The sequence below is a fragment of the Sphingomonas sp. GW821-FHT10F09 genome, from assembly GCF_058809195.1.
In genome coordinates this window covers 53,468-69,965 of sequence record NZ_JBXASI010000006.1, presented here as the reverse complement: position 1 = coordinate 69,965, position 16,498 = coordinate 53,468, and the positions used below count along the sequence as shown (strand labels likewise).

At 69.3% G+C, this 16,498-nt stretch carries 17 protein-coding genes and 1 other RNA gene; 9 read left to right on the top strand and 9 right to left on the bottom strand.

Annotated elements, in window-relative coordinates:
• Positions 1-119: 119 nt before the first annotated feature.
• Positions 120-914, top strand: a complete 795-nt coding sequence (locus tag AC1RTO_RS16780) for a FadR/GntR family transcriptional regulator (protein ID WP_493161931.1) — start codon at positions 120-122, stop codon at positions 912-914.
• A gap of 24 nt (positions 915-938) precedes the next feature.
• Here AC1RTO_RS16780 and AC1RTO_RS16775 read toward each other — a convergent pair whose 3' ends face one another.
• The 3 genes from AC1RTO_RS16775 to AC1RTO_RS16765 are packed head-to-tail and all read right to left on the bottom strand — an operon-like array spanning position 939 to position 5,319.
• Positions 939-2,744 (bottom strand): methyl-accepting chemotaxis protein, encoded by a 1,806-nt coding sequence (locus AC1RTO_RS16775; RefSeq protein ID WP_493161930.1) that lies wholly within the window; start codon positions 2,742-2,744, stop codon positions 939-941.
• Positions 2,744-4,804, bottom strand: coding sequence for a TonB-dependent receptor plug domain-containing protein (locus AC1RTO_RS16770; protein ID WP_493161929.1), 2,061 nt, complete (start codon positions 4,802-4,804; stop codon positions 2,744-2,746). The genes AC1RTO_RS16775 and AC1RTO_RS16770 overlap by 1 nt, the downstream gene beginning before the upstream one ends.
• Positions 4,801-5,319 (bottom strand): hypothetical protein, encoded by a 519-nt coding sequence (locus AC1RTO_RS16765; RefSeq protein ID WP_493161928.1) that lies wholly within the window; start codon positions 5,317-5,319, stop codon positions 4,801-4,803. Before AC1RTO_RS16765 ends, AC1RTO_RS16770 begins: the two co-directional genes overlap by 4 nt.
• 291 nt (positions 5,320-5,610) lie before the next feature.
• Between AC1RTO_RS16765 and AC1RTO_RS16760 the strand changes: the two genes are divergently transcribed.
• From AC1RTO_RS16760 to AC1RTO_RS16735, 6 genes are all read left to right on the top strand, one after another.
• Positions 5,611-5,808 (top strand): hypothetical protein, encoded by a 198-nt coding sequence (locus tag AC1RTO_RS16760; RefSeq protein WP_493161927.1) that lies wholly within the window; start codon positions 5,611-5,613, stop codon positions 5,806-5,808.
• Between the two features lie 56 nt (positions 5,809-5,864).
• Positions 5,865-6,344 (top strand): helix-turn-helix domain-containing protein, encoded by a 480-nt coding sequence (locus tag AC1RTO_RS16755; protein WP_493161926.1) that lies wholly within the window; start codon positions 5,865-5,867, stop codon positions 6,342-6,344.
• A 110-nt stretch (positions 6,345-6,454) separates the two neighbouring features.
• Complete coding sequence (locus tag AC1RTO_RS16750; protein WP_493161925.1) at positions 6,455-6,919, top strand: hypothetical protein; 465 nt, start codon at positions 6,455-6,457, stop codon at positions 6,917-6,919.
• 35 nt (positions 6,920-6,954) lie between these two features.
• Positions 6,955-7,659 carry an acyloxyacyl hydrolase gene (locus AC1RTO_RS16745; RefSeq protein WP_493161924.1) on the top strand — a complete coding sequence of 235 codons (705 nt, stop codon included), beginning with the start codon at positions 6,955-6,957 and terminating at the stop codon, positions 7,657-7,659.
• Positions 7,660-7,721: 62 nt separating this feature from the next.
• A complete protein-coding gene (gene hrpB / locus AC1RTO_RS16740; protein ID WP_493161923.1) occupies positions 7,722-10,172 on the top strand; it encodes an ATP-dependent helicase HrpB in 2,451 nt (816 codons plus the stop codon).
• An 11-nt stretch (positions 10,173-10,183) separates the two neighbouring features.
• On the top strand, positions 10,184-10,465 hold the full coding sequence (locus tag AC1RTO_RS16735; protein WP_493161922.1) for an ETC complex I subunit: 282 nt from the start codon (positions 10,184-10,186) through the stop codon (positions 10,463-10,465).
• Between the two features lie 150 nt (positions 10,466-10,615).
• Here the strand turns inward: AC1RTO_RS16735 and AC1RTO_RS16730 are convergent, their stop codons facing one another.
• From AC1RTO_RS16730 to AC1RTO_RS16715, 4 genes are read right to left on the bottom strand one after another with little or no spacing between them, the layout of a single operon-like run.
• Positions 10,616-11,143, bottom strand: a complete 528-nt coding sequence (locus tag AC1RTO_RS16730; protein WP_493161921.1) for an NUDIX hydrolase — start codon at positions 11,141-11,143, stop codon at positions 10,616-10,618.
• Positions 11,140-11,811, bottom strand: a complete 672-nt coding sequence (locus AC1RTO_RS16725; protein ID WP_493161920.1) for a TPM domain-containing protein — start codon at positions 11,809-11,811, stop codon at positions 11,140-11,142. Before AC1RTO_RS16725 ends, AC1RTO_RS16730 begins: the two co-directional genes overlap by 4 nt.
• 1 nt (position 11,812) lies before the next feature.
• Positions 11,813-12,706 carry a TPM domain-containing protein gene (locus AC1RTO_RS16720; RefSeq protein ID WP_493161919.1) on the bottom strand — a complete coding sequence of 298 codons (894 nt, stop codon included), beginning with the start codon at positions 12,704-12,706 and terminating at the stop codon, positions 11,813-11,815.
• A gap of 5 nt (positions 12,707-12,711) precedes the next feature.
• A complete protein-coding gene (locus AC1RTO_RS16715) occupies positions 12,712-13,311 on the bottom strand; it encodes a LemA family protein (protein WP_293876066.1) in 600 nt (199 codons plus the stop codon).
• A gap of 115 nt (positions 13,312-13,426) precedes the next feature.
• Between AC1RTO_RS16715 and mscL the strand changes: the two genes are divergently transcribed.
• Positions 13,427-13,870 (top strand): large conductance mechanosensitive channel protein MscL, encoded by a 444-nt coding sequence (gene mscL, locus AC1RTO_RS16710; protein WP_493161918.1) that lies wholly within the window; start codon positions 13,427-13,429, stop codon positions 13,868-13,870.
• Between the two features lie 38 nt (positions 13,871-13,908).
• Here mscL and AC1RTO_RS16705 read toward each other — a convergent pair whose 3' ends face one another.
• Entirely contained in the window at positions 13,909-14,340 is a 432-nt protein-coding gene (locus AC1RTO_RS16705; protein WP_493161917.1) for an RrF2 family transcriptional regulator, read from the bottom strand.
• Between the two features lie 42 nt (positions 14,341-14,382).
• Here AC1RTO_RS16705 and ssrA point away from each other — a divergent pair.
• Positions 14,383-14,724, top strand: a transfer-messenger RNA (tmRNA) gene (ssrA, locus tag AC1RTO_RS16700).
• A 205-nt stretch (positions 14,725-14,929) separates the two neighbouring features.
• Here the strand turns inward: ssrA and AC1RTO_RS16695 are convergent.
• Positions 14,930-16,471: an MFS transporter gene (locus tag AC1RTO_RS16695; protein ID WP_493161916.1), complete on the bottom strand. Its 1,542-nt coding sequence runs from the start codon at positions 16,469-16,471 to the stop codon at positions 14,930-14,932.
• Between the last annotated feature and the right edge of the window lie 27 nt (positions 16,472-16,498).

Below are 16,498 nucleotides of genomic sequence, written 5' to 3'. Positions count from 1 at the left end.
GATCGTCGCGTCGCCGGTCAGTGTCGCGGATCATATGACCCGCCCCGGGGGGCTGCAATCCAAGTTGTCATATTTCTTGCCGTGCCACCGGCGCCCGGCGGGTCCGGTGGACGTTGGCGATGGCCGATGATATTCCGACGTGGTCGTACGACAAGCGCGGGGAGGGGAATGCAGTGGCGGCAGGGGATCCATCGCTCGCGGACCGATTGTTCGACAAGCTGCTCGACCGCATCCAGTCGGGCGCGATGCCGCCCGATTCACGCTTCCCGACGCAAAAGGAAATCGCCGAACAGGAACGGGTCAGCCGCACCGTGGTGCGCGAGGCGGTGGCGCGGCTGACCGCGCGCGGGCTGACCCGGTCGCGGCAGGGGCTGGGCGTCTTCGTGTCGGCGAACGCCGGCTATCGCGCGTTCCAGATCATGCCCGACGAGCTGGCCGAACTGTCGGAGGTCATCAAACTGCTCGAGATGCGGCTGGCGATCGAGGCAGAGATGGCGGCCTATGCCGCCGCCCGGCGCACGACCGCCGACATCACCGCGCTGATCGAGGCGCTGCGGCGGATGGACGCATGCCAGGACGACGTTGCGGCCGCCGCCGCGGCGGATCGCGACTTCCACACCGCGATCGCCCGCGCGACGCAGAACGATTATTACGTCCGCCTCGTCGATTTCATCGGCCTGCGACTGGTCCCCGCCCGCGACCTCTATCTGCGCGACCAGCCGCCGCAGGCGCATGCCGATTATGCCGCGCTGGTCCGCGCGGAGCATGAGGCGATCCTCGATGCGATCATCCGCATGGACCCGGTCACCGCGCGCGAGGCGGCGCGGCGCCATATGCAGGAAAGCCTGACGCGCCATTCGCGGCTGAGCGCCGCCTTCGCCACGTCCCGCGCGGTCGGCGCCAACGACCGCTGAACGGGCGCGCCCGGCCCGCCACGTTCAGCCCGCCAGCAGCCGGTGGGTGAACGCCTGCGCGTCGGTCGCGAGCGTGGTCAGCGCCTGATCCAGCGTGGCGCTGGCGGTGCGCAATTGCAGCACCGCATCCAGATTGTCCTGCACCGACGTGTTGATGCGCTCGCTGGCGTCGGCGAGCGCGCCTGTCTGTTCGCGTACCTCGCCGATCCGGTCGTTGAGGCGGTCGATCGACGTGGTCTGCTCGCGCGACATCGTCGCGACGCGTTCGGTGATCTCGTCCATGCCGGCGATCAGCGCGGTCAGGCTGCGCGTGTTCGATACGACGTCGGCGATCTGCTCCTGCATCGCCTCGATCTTGTCGCGCGCCTCGTGCGTGGACACGCCGGTGCGGTTCGACAGCGCCTTGATCTCGGCGGCGACCACCGCGAAGCCGGCGCCGGACTGGCCGGTGTGCGCCGCCTCGATCGAGGCGTTGAGCGCCAGCAGGTTGGTCTGCTTGGCGATCGCGTCGATCACGTCGACGATCTGGGTGATCGTCACGGCCTTGTCCTGCGACCGGACGACCGCCTCGCTGGCGCTGTCGGCGTGGCGGGTGATCGCCCGGGCGGCCTGCCGCGTGCCGGCGACCTCGCGGTCGATGTCGACGAAGGTGCGCGCGAGCGAACGGGTCGCGGCGCTCGCGTCGTGCATCTCCTCGCTGAACAACCGGGCGATCCTGCCGAGGTCGTTCGCCAGCCGGCGGTCGCCGTCGGTGGAGCCGCTCAGCCGCTCGGCATGCCGGTCGAGATGCGCCATCGCCTGCTGCGCCTGATGGATCGCGCCCGACACCTTGTCCTCGAACGCCTGCGCGAGGTCGGCGAGGCTGCGGCGGCGAATCTCGGCCGCTTCCTCGCGGGCGCGGCGGACCGACAGGATGCGCCGCTCCTCCTGCCGGCACGCCTCCTCGCGCAGCGACACCGCCTCGCGCTCCAGCCGTTCGGCCTCGCAGCGATGCTGGTGGAAGCCCTGCAGCGCGGTGACCATCTGGCCCAGCTCGTCGCCGCGGCGCAGGCCCGCGAAATCCGGTGCCTCGCCGCGCATCACCGCATCGGTCGCCGCGGCGATGCCGGTGATCGACCGGACGGTAGACCGGCTGATGACATAGGCGACAACGATGCCCAGCGCCGCGACGATCAGCGCGCCGCCGATCATCGCCAGGATCGTGATGCGGGTGGTGAAGGCGGTGTCGGCGGCATTGGCCTCGGCGCGCTCCATCCCCGTCGCGGCGAGCCCGCGGATCCGCTGCTCGACGCGCCGCGCATGCGCCCGGAACGGCGCGACCATCGCCGCGCTGCTCGCGAAATCCACCTCCAGCATCGAGAAGACAACGTCGACGGTCTCCCCATACCGCTCCAGATCCCCCAACGCGGCGTCCACGGTCGCCTGTTGGTCGGGATGGTGGCTGCGGAAGGCGCGCAGGCTGCTGCGTACCGTGTCGAGGTCGCGCGCGATCATCGCCGCCTGATGCCCGACGTCGGTCGACTGGTTGGCGGCCTTCGCCACCAGCAGGCGGTATACGGCCGAATCGACCGATTCGAACCGCAGCGTCATCGCGCTCAACCGGCTGACGTCACGCATGTCGCCATGCACGATCCGGTCGACGCTGCGATCGGCGATGATGAGCGCGGTGCTGCCGATCACGACGATGAACACGACCAGCGCGAGCAGCAGGGCCGGCGCCGCCGCCACCTTCGCGACGATCGGACGGTCGGCGAGCCGGGTCAGCCGCTCAATCCGGTCCGCATATCCCGCCATCATGCATTGCGGCGGCGGATCGGAAGCAGGGTCCATCAGAACGTCGCCCGCAACCCGCCGCGGACCCGGCGATCCGCCGGAATCGGCGAAACGGCGACACCACGGGCGAGCGTCAGGTTCTCACCGGCCGCGAACACCTCGATTCCCCGCGACAGGCGGAATCCGAGCCGTGCGTCCAGCGCGAGCGCAGCGGCGACATCGAACAGCTTCACCACCGGGAGGGGCACTTCGGGAGCAAGAGCGAATTGCTGCGTCGCGCTGGTGTAGCGTGCGATACCGGTTACCGACCAAGGCCCGCCGGTATCGTAATCCAGTACCACGTTCACCTTATGCGTGGGCGTGGTCAGCCGCGGCTGGATCAGCATCAGCGAGCGCACATCACGCTGGTCCAGATGGCTGCGCGTCCGCGTCCATGTATAGTTGGCGCGCCAGCCCAGCGCGGCACGACGACCCGACAGGGCGAGTTCGGCGCCACAGGTGCTGTAATCCCCCGCGGAATAATAGCGTTCGACGAGCACCGGCTCGGGGGTGAAGCGCACCTCCGTGAATTCGGACGGCATTTCCGACGGAGGAGCGATCGTGCCGCGCGTATGGGTGTAGAACGCCGTCGCCTCTCCGCGGATGCCGCCGCGCTGGTCGCTGTATCCGATCTCGCCGCTCCACGTACTGGCCGGGCGGATCGCCGGCGAGCCGGCAACGATCAGCGCCGAGGGCAGCGGAGGCGGCAAGGCGACCTCCAGCCGGAACGCATAATTGGTCAGCGACGGCAATTGGTAGCCGAGCCCGCCATTGAGCCGCAGCTGCCCCTCGATCCCGGTGCGTATGAGCAATGCGGCGTTGAAGCTGACGCGATGGAACGCGTGTCGATAATCCGCCGGATCGTCCACCGCCGGCCGCGCGATCGCCCCGGACTGGTAGAGCCACAATTGATCGAACCGGACCGCGGCAGTCGCCGTCACGCGTCCGGTCGGATGCAGGTCGATCATCGCATTCGCCGAGGCGACGTCGTAACCGACGATATCCGAATATTGCGCGTTGCTGGCGAGGTGGTTGTTGCGGAATTCGAACCCCAGCCGCAGCGTGTCGTCGTCGCCCAGCCGGTACAGTCCCGACGCCTTGCCCACCGCGATCCGGTTGGACAGCATCAGGCCGCGCGCCAGTCCGCCGATGCTGCCGTCGGTGCCGTAATCGGCATCCAGCCAGTCGACGAAGCCGCTCAACGCCAGCCCGCCCCATTCGGTATCGTGCGTGATCCCTGCGGCCAGATTGGCGCTGCGGTACAGTTGGTTGGAGAGGAGCTGCGCCGGCAGGAACTCGACCTGGCGACTGACGTCGTAACCACCGCCGATGGTCACCGTGCTGACGCCGAACGCCGCGTTCAGCTCGGCCGCGACATGATCCGCCTCCACCTCCCGATGCGGGCGATCGAGGATCGTCGCAGGCACCCGCCGCTCGTCCTCGCGCAGCCGCGACGCGGTCACCTTCGCGCCGACCTCGTCGGTCACCGGGACGTAGAGCGATGCCGCCAACCGGCTCATGCCGTGGTTGCCGGCACTGGCCTCCGTCCGCAACGCAGTCGCGTCGTCCGGCTTGCGGGTGATGATGTTTACGACGCCGGTGGAGGCATTGAAGCCGAACATGGCGCTGGCGGGCCCCCGGAGCAGTTCGATCTGCTGGATATCCTCGTTGGCGACGCCGAGCAGGTTCCAGTTGGTCATGCCGTAATGGTCGAGATAGACCTGACGGCCGTCGACCAGCACGAGCAGCCGCGCATTGTAGGTCTGCACCCCGCCGCGCACCGCCACGTCGCTCTGCCCCGCGGTCCAGCGGTTCACGTCGATCCCGGCATAGGTCTTGAGGAGGCTGGGGACGTCGCGCGCCGGCGACCGGGCGATCTGGTCGGCGGTGATGACGATCATCGATCCGGGCAGCTCGGAGACGCGCTGCGGCTTGCCGGTGACGCTGGTCGTGACCGGTTCGCCGATCACGTCCTGCAGCGCGGAATGATCGATCGCCTGCGCATATGCGGTGACGGAGGAGGCGAGCAGCCCCGCGATGGCGGTGGCGATGGCGGTGCAGACAGTGTGCACGGTCATATCTCCTTGACCAGCATCAGGAAGGCCGAACCGAAACGGGCATGGACGGCGCGCGCCGCGGCGCGGCTGACGGTGATCTGGACGCGGGTGCCCGATGCGATGCCGACGACGCAGCGCGCGGTCTGGACGCAGCCATGGTCGGAGGTGATCGTCACCACCGCATGGCGCCGCGCGGCGGCGGCGATGTCGTCGTGCGCGCCGCGCAGGCCGGCGGTGACGAAGGCGGCGCGGTAGCCGCGCAGCCCCTCCAGCGCGGTGACGGGGACGCGCCGGGTCCGGACCAGCGCACCACCGGCGGCGACACCGCCGCCGATCGTGCGTTCGATCGCCGCCGCTTCCGCGAGCGAGGCGGCGTTATCCGGCGCGAAGACGATGGCGACCGGTGTCAGGCCCTTGGGCGGCGGCAACAGGAAGGTCAGGATGCGCGCCGCGATCGGCACGTTCAGTTCGGCCCGCAGCGGCGTGGCGCAGGCGAGGATCAGCGCCGCGGCCCGCAGGACATGCGCTATCCTCACAGCGCGACGGAATCACGACGCGCGGCGCCGATCGGCGCGCGGTCCGACACGGCCCGGCGGCCGTCCCCCGAGCGCCACCCGCCGCGGCGATCGGGAATACTGGTGTCTCCATCACGTGCCATGTCGGGTGATCCACAGAGGGGTCGTCTGCCACCCTCGGTAGAGTTATGTCTATAATGGACAGTTAACGTTATTACCCGTTTCGGCGGAATGCGACCGCCGCGCGGGCGAACCGTCGTTATCCATGTCCCTCCCTGCCATCGCCCGCCGGATGCTGCTATCGGCCGTGCCATGCTCAAGACACGGCGCAAGCGACAGACGGCGGAGGCGGAACGCGCGGTCGTTCGCCTGGCGGATATACGGGCCTCGGTAGCGGCACTGGCCGACGACGACCTGCTCGACCTCGCCGATATCTTCGCGGGCGATACGCCGACCCCGCTCGGGGCGATCGCCGCAGCCGAAATGGCGAAACGCAACATCAGTTTATGATGTCCGGCGGCGCGGACTGCCGCACGGCTTTCACATAATCAGGCGAGGGTCCCGCGATGGATTCGGCACACGCCCACACACGAACGACGTCGTTGACGCAGGCGCAGCGGCATTATCTCCGCCTCGTCGGTGCCGGCATGACCTCCAAGCAGATCGCGCAGCAGGTCGGCGGGTCGCATCACACGATAAATGCGGAGATCGGGATCGCGATGCGTATCCTCGGCGCGACATCGCGCCATCAGGCGGCGATCCTGCTCGATGCACCGACCCGTGCGGGCTCGTACGAACCGTCATATGACGCGCCGGCGGTTGCCGCCCCCGCCGTCGGGCGCGATGAGAGGCCCCAGGACGGGGTTTCGGGAGGAGAGCAGTCATGGCCCATTCCGGTTGCGACAGCCGCGCGACCGATCAACAGGCTGAGCACGGCGCAACGGCTCGCCTGGGTGCTGGTGATCGCCACGGTGGTCGCGTTGTCGCTCGGCGGACTGGTCAGCGGCATCACCACGATGTTGACGAGCCTTAGTCGGCTCGGCTGACCGTCGACGACGACGACGACGACGACGACGACGTACGACGAAAAACGACGTACGACGTACGACGAAGAAGGCGACGGCGGCACGCGCATGGCAGGACGGACCAACGGCGGATGACGATCTACTTCTTCCTGACGGTGCTGTTCGACGTCTGCCTGTTCGTGACGGTCGTCGTCGGCTGGCGGTACGGCGGGGCCAGCGAACGGTGGGGTGTGGCGATCGTCGGCGTCGGCTCGCTCGTCACCTTCGTGCTGATGGGGTCATCGCTGTTCGACTGGCGCACGCACCGGATCGGTCTGATCGCGATCGATGCCGCCGCGCTGGTGGCGCTGGTGATCCTGATGCTGCGGTCGACCCGGTTCTGGCCGATCTGGGCAACGGCATTCCACCTGATCGCGCTATGCAGCCATGGCGTGATCTACGTCCTGCCACGCGCGCTGTTGCAGACCTACGCCATCTTCCAGGGATTCTGGATCTACCCGATCATGGCCTGCATCGTCGGCGGAGCCTTATCGCATCGTGCCGCGACGATCAGGCATGATCGCGCGGCGACCCGACACGGCGCGCCGCCCACCTAACGCAACGCCGACCGGTTTCATCAGGGAGAATGCACGTGCCGATACTCACGACCCGCTCCGGCGGGGCGATTGCCCGCGCCTGCGGGAATGCCATGGGTCTGCTGGCCGTCAGGGCGGCGTTCGCCGCGTCCCCGGTCGCGGCGCAGGACCGACCGCCGTCGCAATGGACGGATTCCGAACTTGCGATTGGGGTGTTCGAACACGGATCCAATTTTCATCCCCTGGGGGAGAGACTGACCTTTCCGGCGCTGCCGAGCGGGCAAGTCTATGACGGCGGCGAGGAGAACGGGACGGTCGACGTCCAGTTCACCTATCGCACGGCGCCGTTGCGCTTTGCGCTCAAGCCGCGGCTGACCGCCAAGGCGCAGATCAGCACCGCTGGGCGCACCAGCTTCGCCAGCTTCGGCGCGGAATGGCGGCAGCACGTCTTTCGCGGGCGCATCTACGGACAGGCCGGGATCGGGCTGACCATCCACGACGGCTATCGCTTCACGCCCGATCCGTTCGTACCCGGCCTGCCCGATGACGAGGCGTGGCGGCGCTACGACATCTATCGGATGCGCACGGCGTTCGGATCGCGTGTCCTGTTCAATCCCAATGTGTCGCTGGGCGTGCGCGTCAACCGGCGCTGGGCGGTCGAGGTGGCGTGGGAGCATTTCAGCCATCGGCAGATGTTCTCCGACCAGAATCCGGGGATCGATAATCTCGGCCTGCGGCTGGTGCATACGTTGGGACGCTGAACGCAGCAGGATGGTGCGCGCCGGTCGCGTTGCGCACCGATCCATGGCAAGGGCGCGGGGCCGTGACCGACCTGCCGATCCTCGCCGTCCTTCCCGACCTGCTCGCCGCGCTGGGCCGGCGCAGCAATGCCGTGCTCGTCGCGCCGCCCGGCGCGGGCAAGACCACCGCGGTCGCGCCGACGCTGCTCGACCAGCCGTGGTGCACGGGCGAGGTGCTGGTGCTATCGCCGCGCCGGCTCGCGGCGCGTGCGGCGGCGGAGCGAATGGCGGCGCTGGCGGGCGAGGCGGTCGGCGGCACCTATGGCTATGCGACGCGGATGGACAGCCGGCGATCGGCCGCGACGCGGGTGACGGTGGTGACCGAGGGCATCTTTGTCGCGCGCATCCAGGCCGATCCCGAACTGGCGGGCATTTCCGCGGTGCTGTTCGACGAGGTCCACGAACGCAGCCTCGACGGCGATTTCGGGCTCGCGATGGCGCTGGACGCGCAGGCCGCGCTGCGTCCCGACCTGCGGCTGGTCGCGATGTCGGCGACGCTGGACGGTTCACGCTTCGCGGCGCTGATGGCGGAGGATGGGGCGGCCGCGCCGCTGATCGAGAGCGAGGGACGCAGCTATCCGCTGGCGCTGCGCCACCTCGGTCGCAGCGGCGACGCGCGGATCGAGGATGCGATGGCGGCCGCGATCCGGCGGGCGCTGGGCGAGGCGGAGGGCGGGGTGCTCGCCTTCCTGCCCGGCGTCGCCGAAATCGAGCGGACCGCGGAGCGACTGGCGACCCTGCCCGAGGATATCGTCATCCACGAACTGCACGGCAGCCTCGATCCCGCCGCGCAGCGGGCGGCGATTCGGCCCGAGCCCGACGGCCGGCGCAAGCTGGTGCTCGCCACGTCGATTGCCGAAACCAGCCTGACGCTCGACGGTATCCGCATCGTCGTCGATTCGGGGCTGGCCCGCCGTCCGCGCTACGACCGTGCGGCGGGGATGACGCGGCTGGTGACCGAGCGCGCCAGCCAGGCGGCGGTGACGCAGCGTGCCGGGCGGGCGGCGCGGCTGGGGCCGGGCGTCGCCTATCGTTTGTGGGAAGAGGCGGCGACCGGCGGCCTGCCGCGCTTCGACCCGCCCGAAATGCTCGAGGCGGACCTGTCGGGGCTGGTGCTGGCGGCGGCGCTGTGGGGCGTCGGCGATCCGCGCGACCTCGCGTGGCTCGACCCGCCGCCAGCCGCGGCGGTGGCGGAGGCGCGCGAGCGGCTGGCGGCGCTGGAGGCGATCGACGGCGACGGGCGGCCGACCGCGCATGGCCGGCGCATCGCGGTGATGCCGATGCCGCCGCGGCTGGCGCATATGCTGCTGCGCGCGGCGCGGCTGGGGCAGGGGCGGATCGCGGCGGAGGTCGCGGTGCTGCTGTCGGAACGCGGGCTCGGCGGCGTGGATGCCGATATCGAGACGCGGCTGCGGCGCTGGCGGGGCGAGCGCGGCACTAAGGCGGTGGCGGCGCGCAAGCTTGCCGAACGCTGGGCGAAACTGGTCAGCGGGGACGACGGCGAGGCGGAGGGGGTCGAGGTGGCGATCGCGCTCGCCTTCCCCGACCGGATCGCGCGGCGCCGCGACGCGAGCGGCGAACATTGGGCCTCGGTCGGCGGGCGCGGCTTCCGGCTCGACCCGGCCACCGCGCTGGCTCGTGCCGAATGGCTCGCGGTGGCGGATACGCAGGGCGTCGCATCGGGTGCGCGCATCCTCGCCGCCGCGCCGATCGAACTCGCGACGATCGAGCGACTGTTCGGCGACCGGATCGAGACGCGGCGGACCGCCGACTTCGACCCGGCGAGCGGCAGCGTCGCGACGCTGCGCGAACGCCGGCTCGGCGCGTTGCGGCTGTCGTCCGGCCCGGATGCGCAGGCCGATCCCGCGGCGGTGGCGGCGGCGTTGCTGGAGGGGGTGCGGACGCACGGCCTCGCGCTGCTGCCGTGGAGCGCGGGGGCCGAGGCGCTGCGCGCGCGCGCGACCTATGCCGGCGTGCCGCTCGACGCGATGATGGCCGAGCGGCTCGACGAATGGCTCCCGGCGCTGCTGACCGGACGGCGGCGGCTGGACGCGATCCCGCCCGGCGCGCTGACCGATGCGATCCGCTCCCTGATCGGCTGGGACGCGATGCGGCAGGTCGACCGTCTCGCCCCCGCCGATTTCACCAGCCCGGCCGGCAGCACGCACGGCATCGACTATGCCGCCGAGGGCGGGCCGCGGGTGGAGTTGCGGGTGCAGGCATTGTTCGGGCTCGCCGAGCATCCGGTGATCGGGTCGGAGCGGGTGCCGCTGGTGCTCAGCCTCACCTCGCCCGCCGGCCGGCCGATCCAGACGACGCGCGACCTGCCGGGCTTCTGGGCGGGCAGCTGGACCGCGGTCGCCAAGGAGATGCGCGGGCGCTATCCCAAACATCCCTGGCCCGACGATCCCGCCGCCGCATCGGCGACACTGCGCACCAAAAAGGCGGATGCGCGCGCCGCCGGGACGCGCTAAAGGGCCAGTCTATGCCTACCGCCCGTATCTTTCAGCGCCCCAAGAACGCGATGCAGTCCGGCAAAGCCCGGACCCATACGTGGGCCCTCGAATTCGAACCCGCCGAACCCAAGCAACCCGACCCGCTCACCGGCTGGGCCGGCAGCGGCGACACGCGCGAGCAGGTGAAGCTGAGCTTCCCGTCGCAGGATGCGGCGATCGCCTATTGCGAGGCGCAGGGCTTCGATTACGAACTGACCGCCGCGCCGGAGCGCAAGCTCAAGCTGCAGGCCTATGCGGATAATTTCCGCTAGGTAGAAACGGTTCGCGCGACGGCGCGAAGATGCCAAGGTGTCGCGTGCGTCGATGTGATCCGCGTCGCTCGTGATGGTGCGCGCTGGCCCTACCCGTGGCCGGCTGCGCCGTAATCCCTCTCCCGGCGGGAGAGGGAAGGGGCAGCGTGGTTACTGCCCGCCAAGCTCCGCCAGCAGGCCGCCACCCAGCAGCAGCAGCATCTTCGCGTCGATCGCCACGCCGGCGCGCCGCTTTTCGGCGACGAAGCCGGCGACCGCGTCCAGCGGGACGCGATGGACGATGATGTTCTCGTCCGCGTCGCCGCCGCCGTCACCGGTGCGGGTCAGGCCGGTCGCGACCACGAGGGTGAAGCTTTCCGACGTCATGCCGGGCGACGCATAAAATTCGCCGCGCTCCTCGACGATCGCGGCGTGATAGCCGGTTTCCTCCTCCAGCTCGCGCCGCGCCGCCGCCGCCACGCTCTCGCCCGCGCTCTCGTCGCCGACGAGACCGGCGGGCAGTTCGAGGCAGTTGCGCCCCAGCGGGACGCGATACTGCTCGACCAGCAGCAACTGCCCCTCGCCGTCGATCGCGAGGATCACCGCGGCGGCGATCGAGCCGACGCGCTCGGCATATTCCCAGGTGCCGGCGGTACGCACCGACAGATATTTGCCCTTCCAGGCGGTGGCGTTGGTCATAGTTCGATCAGTCGGTCCGGCAGTTCGTTGGTGTCGTTCGTGCGCGGCGGGACATGCTCGGCGAGGACGACGCCGATCCGGCGCACCGCCTCCGCCATGCCGTCGCCCGGCCGGCCGTCGCGCGTCGCCGCGATCAGCGCCGCCATCGCCTCGCCCCAGACGTCGGGCGCGACGCGGGCGTGGATCGCGGCATCGGCGATGATCTCCGCACGGTGCTCGTCCAGCGACAGGTAGAGCAGCACGCCGGTCGCATCGCGGGTGCGCGCCTCGGCACTCGCGCGGAACAGCGCCAGGGCGCGGGCGTGGACGCGCCGGGCCTCGGTGCTGCCCGGGGTCAGCGCGAGCCGCAGCGGCATCCAGGCGAGGACCACGCGCACGATCAGGAAGGTGACGACGAGCAGCACCAGCGCGACGGTGAACAGGCCACCTGGCGCGGGTGCGCCCTCCCAGGGATCGGCGACCAGCCCGTGCAACCAGACCGCCGCATCCGGCCGGAACGCCAGCAAGGCGAGGACGAACAGCATCGCCAGCACCGCCCAGTGCAGCGCGACGTCGTGATATTTGTCCGATCGCCGTGCGACGATGGTGACGATCTCGCCCGCGGTGTGGCGTTCCGCCGCGGCCACTGCCGCCGCGACGCTGGCACGATCCGTGTCGGTCAGTCGCATGTCACCAGCTCCCCGAGGCGCCACCGCCCCCGAAATCGCCGCCGCCGCCGCCGGTGAAGCCGCCGCCGCCCCAGCTGCCGTCGCTGCCGCCGCCGGAGCTGCTCCCGCCACCCCAGCCACCGCCGCCCGACGAGCGGCCGATCTCATTGGCGATGCTCCACAGGACGATCGGCAGGGCGCCGCTGTCGTGGCTGCGATAGCGCGTGCCCCATGGTCCGGCGCGCCGCTTGCTGCGGAACAGCGGCACCAGCACGAACAGCAGGATGATGGCGCAGGCGATCAGGCCGAACGGCACGCCGCCGCCGTTACCGGTCGAGGAGCGGCGATGCGTCTGGTCGAACTGCCGGATCGCCGCATCCAGCCGCGCCTGCGCTTCCTCCGGGGATGCGCGCAACTGCTGCGCGATCGCATCCGTGCCGGCGTTCAGGCCTCCGGCTATGTCACCCGCTTTCAGCAGCGGCAGCATGTCGGTGTTGATGATGACGCTGGCCAGGGCATCGGTCACGATCGGTTCGAGGCCCCGGCCCACTTCGATACGCGCGCCACGCTGTCCGGCGGGCGCATTGGGGGCGATGAACAGCACCACGCCGTTGTTGACGTCGCGCAAGCCGACGCCCCACGACCGGCCGAGCTTGTAGCCATATTCCTCGAGCGGATAGCCCTCCAAATCGGGGATCGTGGCGACGACCAGCTGGCGCTTGGTGTCCTTCTGCAACGCCTCCAACTTGGCGGTCAGCGCGGCCTCCGCTTCCGGCGGCAGGACGTTCGCCGCGTCGACGACGAGGCCGGTGAATTTGGGGAAGGTCTGCGCGGTGGCCGGCGGGACGATCAGCCACGCCAGCACCAGCAGCATCGCCGTCCGCGCGAACGCGAGCATGCGGAGGGGCGGGGTCATGCCCGTCAGCCCGCATTCCCGAAGTTGACGCTCGGGGCCTGTTCGGCGCCGGGCGTCGTCGCGGCGAACGGGGTCAGCGGCTTGGCACCGTAGAAGATGCGCGCGCCGACCGCGTCGGGGAAGGTGCGGATGCGCGTGTTATACGCCTGCACCGCGGTGTTGTAATCGGTGCGCGCGATCGTGATGCGGTTCTCGGTGCCCTCCAGCTGGCTCATCAGCGTGGTGTAATTGCCCTGGCTCTTCAGCTCGGGATAGGCCTCCTGCAGCCGCTGCAGCGACAGCGTCACCGCGCCCTGCGCGCGCTCGAACGCCTGCATCTTGGCGGGATCGGTCAGCTGGTCGCCGCTCAACTTGACCTGGTTGGCGCCGGCGCGCGCCTGCGTCACCTGCACCAGAATGTCCTTTTCCTGCGCGCCCGCGGCCTTCACCGTGGAGACGAGGTTGGGGATCAGGTCGGCGCGCCGCTGATACTGGTTCTGCACATCGGCCCAGCGCGCCTTGGCATTCTCCTCGGCGGTCGGCACGGAATTGATGCCGCAGCCGGCCAGCGACACCGACGCGGTGGCGGCGAGCACGAAGGCGGCAATGGGGCGACGCGACGACATGAAATCAACCTCCTGGACGATCTGTCCTATCCATATAGGACAGTGAACGGGCTTGGCGAAGGGGGAATCGCCGCTTACCCTCGCGCCGGGGACGCAACGAGGGAAAGCGGCGATCATGCTCAAGGAATTCAAGACATTCATCGCACGCGGCAACGTGCTCGACCTTGCCGTCGCGGTCATCATCGGCGCCGCCTTCGGCAAGATCGTCACCTCGCTGACCGAGGACGTCATCATGCCGGTGATCGGCAAGGTGTTCGGCGGACTCGACTTTTCGGGCTATTTCCTGCGCATGGGGCCGGTGCCGGCGACCTATACGGGGTCGCTGTCGGACTATGCCGCGCTGAAAAAGGCGGGCGTGCCGCTGCTCGGCTATGGGGAATTCATCACCCAGGCGGCGAACTTCGTCATCGTCGCCTTCATCATCTTCCTGATCGTGCGCGCGGTGAACCGGCTGATGCCGAAGGCGGAAGCGCCGGTCGCGGCCGCTCCGGTCGAACCGGCGGACGTCACCCTGCTGCGTGAGATCCGCGACGAGCTGAAGGCGCGCCCGCGCGTCTGACGCCGCTGCTCATCCCCCGTCGCGGCGGGGGATGCGCGTTACGCCGCGGCCAGATGCTTGGCGGTCGCGTCGGCGAGGCTGGTGCCGTCGAGGATGCGCGCCGTCTCGTCGCGGACGCGCATCATCGCGTGGCGGATCGCACAGTCCGCTTCGCTCTTGCAGTCAAGGCAGGGGCGATAGGCGGTGCGGCTGACGCAGGGGACCAGCGCCAGCGGCCCCTCGATCACGCGGATCACCTCGCCCAGCGAAATCAATTGCGCGGGACGGGACAGGACGTAGCCGCCCATCTTGCCGCGCGTGCTGGTCAGCAGTCCGGCGTCGCGCAGGTCGGCGAGGATCAGTTCGAGGAACTTGCGCGGCACGTTCGCGGCGATCGCGATCCGCCCCATCGGGATCGGGGGCGTGGCGGCGGGTGCTTCGGCGAGGAACAGCATCGCGCGCAGCGCGTAGCGGGAACGCTGGGTCAACATGATCGACGCCCTATGGCCCGATAATGTGGCGAGCGAAAGGCGTGCATTGCAGTGGCTTGAACCCCGGCCTATATGGGTCGTGCCGGCTTCCAGCCGGCTATGGCGATAAACGGTGGCGTCGCATAGACGCAGCGGACCCGGGGGCAGTACCCGGCGGCTCCACCACCGCAGCTGAGCGATCAGATGCGATGACGGGGCCGAACTAGGATCGACGTGTGTTGAAAAGCGCTGTCTTTCGCTCGGAATGGGACCACCGCAACGGCCCATTACACAAGTGCCAACGATAACGAAGCACTCGCGATTGCGGCGTAACTGAGGGCCTAACGGCCTAAGGTTATTCCAAGATTACGCGGTTGGACCCACCGGGCAACAGAAGGGATTCCAGCGGTACGGGGAGCACCGGGCAACAGAAGCTCCCCACCTCTTTTTCGATATGATCGATCGTCAATGCCCCCGTCATTGCGAGCGCAGCGAAGCAATCCAGGGCGTCCTGGTCCGACGCTGGATTGCTTCGCTGCGCTCGCAATGACGGGCCAGGGGATGAACGTTACGTCCGCGCTGCGACGCCCGCGTCCGGCTTCCCGCCCGATCAGCGTTGCGCGCCCGCCACCGGGTTGTTCCCCCACAGCCGGTCGTACGACCAGCCTGACAGGTCCTCCACCACCCGCGCATGCTCGTCGTCCGCCGGCTGGCGCGCGCCGCCGCGGAAGCGTTCGATCTCGTCGAGCAGGATCGCATGGGTGCGCGGGTCGAGGCGGAAGCGGGTCGACACCAGCACGCCGAACACCAGCATCGCGATCGTGCCGAGGCCGAGCACCCCGACGATCGCGGCGATCGCCTGCGGGCTCTGCGTCGTCGCCTTGGACACGAAGCCCGAGGCCTGCATCACCTGCCCGACCAAGATCACCGCGAGCGCCTGGCTCATCTTGCGCACGAAGGTCATGACCCCGGCGAAGGCGCCCTCGCGGCGGCGGCCGGTGACGATCTCGTCGACGTCGGCCATGTAATTGTAGGTCGCCCAGGGGATGTAGTTCAGCGCGCCGCGGCCGAGCCCGGCGAACACCACCGGCAGCCAGAACAGCGCCGAGGTCGCGGTATAGCCGGCGGCATACATGGCGAGGAAGATGACGACGCCGATCGCGAAGCTCAACGCCGCGAAGCGATAGGCGGCGGCGGGCGAGAGGCGCAGCGCGAAGTTGATCGCCAGCACCACCGCGATCAGCTGGACGATATAGGTGACGCCGACCAGCTGCCCGACGATCGCGGTCGATCCGGCGAGCGCGAAGATCACGAAATAGGTGAAGGCCGCATTGTAGATGTCCTGGCTGATATAGCCGCCAAGATACATGCCGAGGTGGAGCCGGAACGCGCGGATGCGCAACGTCGAGAAGAGGTTGCGGTACAGCGCCGCGAAGGCCGCCGCGAGCGTCGGCTTGTCGCGCGCCTCCGCTTCGGCGAGTTCGGGCGGACGCTGGCGTTCCCAGCTGAACGTATAGAGCAGCCCCGCCGCGCCCATGAACAGGATCGAGAAGATGATGCCCATGTACAGATAGGTGTCGGGGCTGTCGGGACCGAGATACGCGATCAGCCACGCGGGCAGGAAGGCCGCGGCGATCGCCGAACATTGGCCGCACAGGATGCGCGCGCCGGCGAACTTCGCCTTGGTCTTGTAATCGGTCGCCATTTCGCTGGCGAGCGTCTCGTACGGGATGATCTCCATCGCATAGACCATCTCGAACAGGACGTAGGTGACGAGATAATACCAGAAGCTCTGCCCGGCGACCCACATGATCGCGAACGACGGCAGCAGGGGAATCGCGGCGAGGATGAAGAAGCGCCGCCGCCCGAACCGGCGCCCCAGCCACGTCCGGCCGATATTGTCGGAGACATGGCCGATCAGCGGGCTGGTGAACGCATCGAGCACCCGCGCGACGCCGAAGATGATCGTCGCCTGCGCTGCGGAGAGGCCGCAGAAGCTGGTGTAGAAGATCAGGATCCACGTGCTGATGACCGCCATCGACCCCGCGCCGAGCACGTCGTTCGAGCCATAGGCGAGCAGATTGTACCAGCGCACCGGCCGCGACGGGGCGGTGGGTAGAACGGGCCGGGCGGCGATCGGGTCGGTGGCCATATGCTCTCCTTTGGCCCCTCCTCTTCG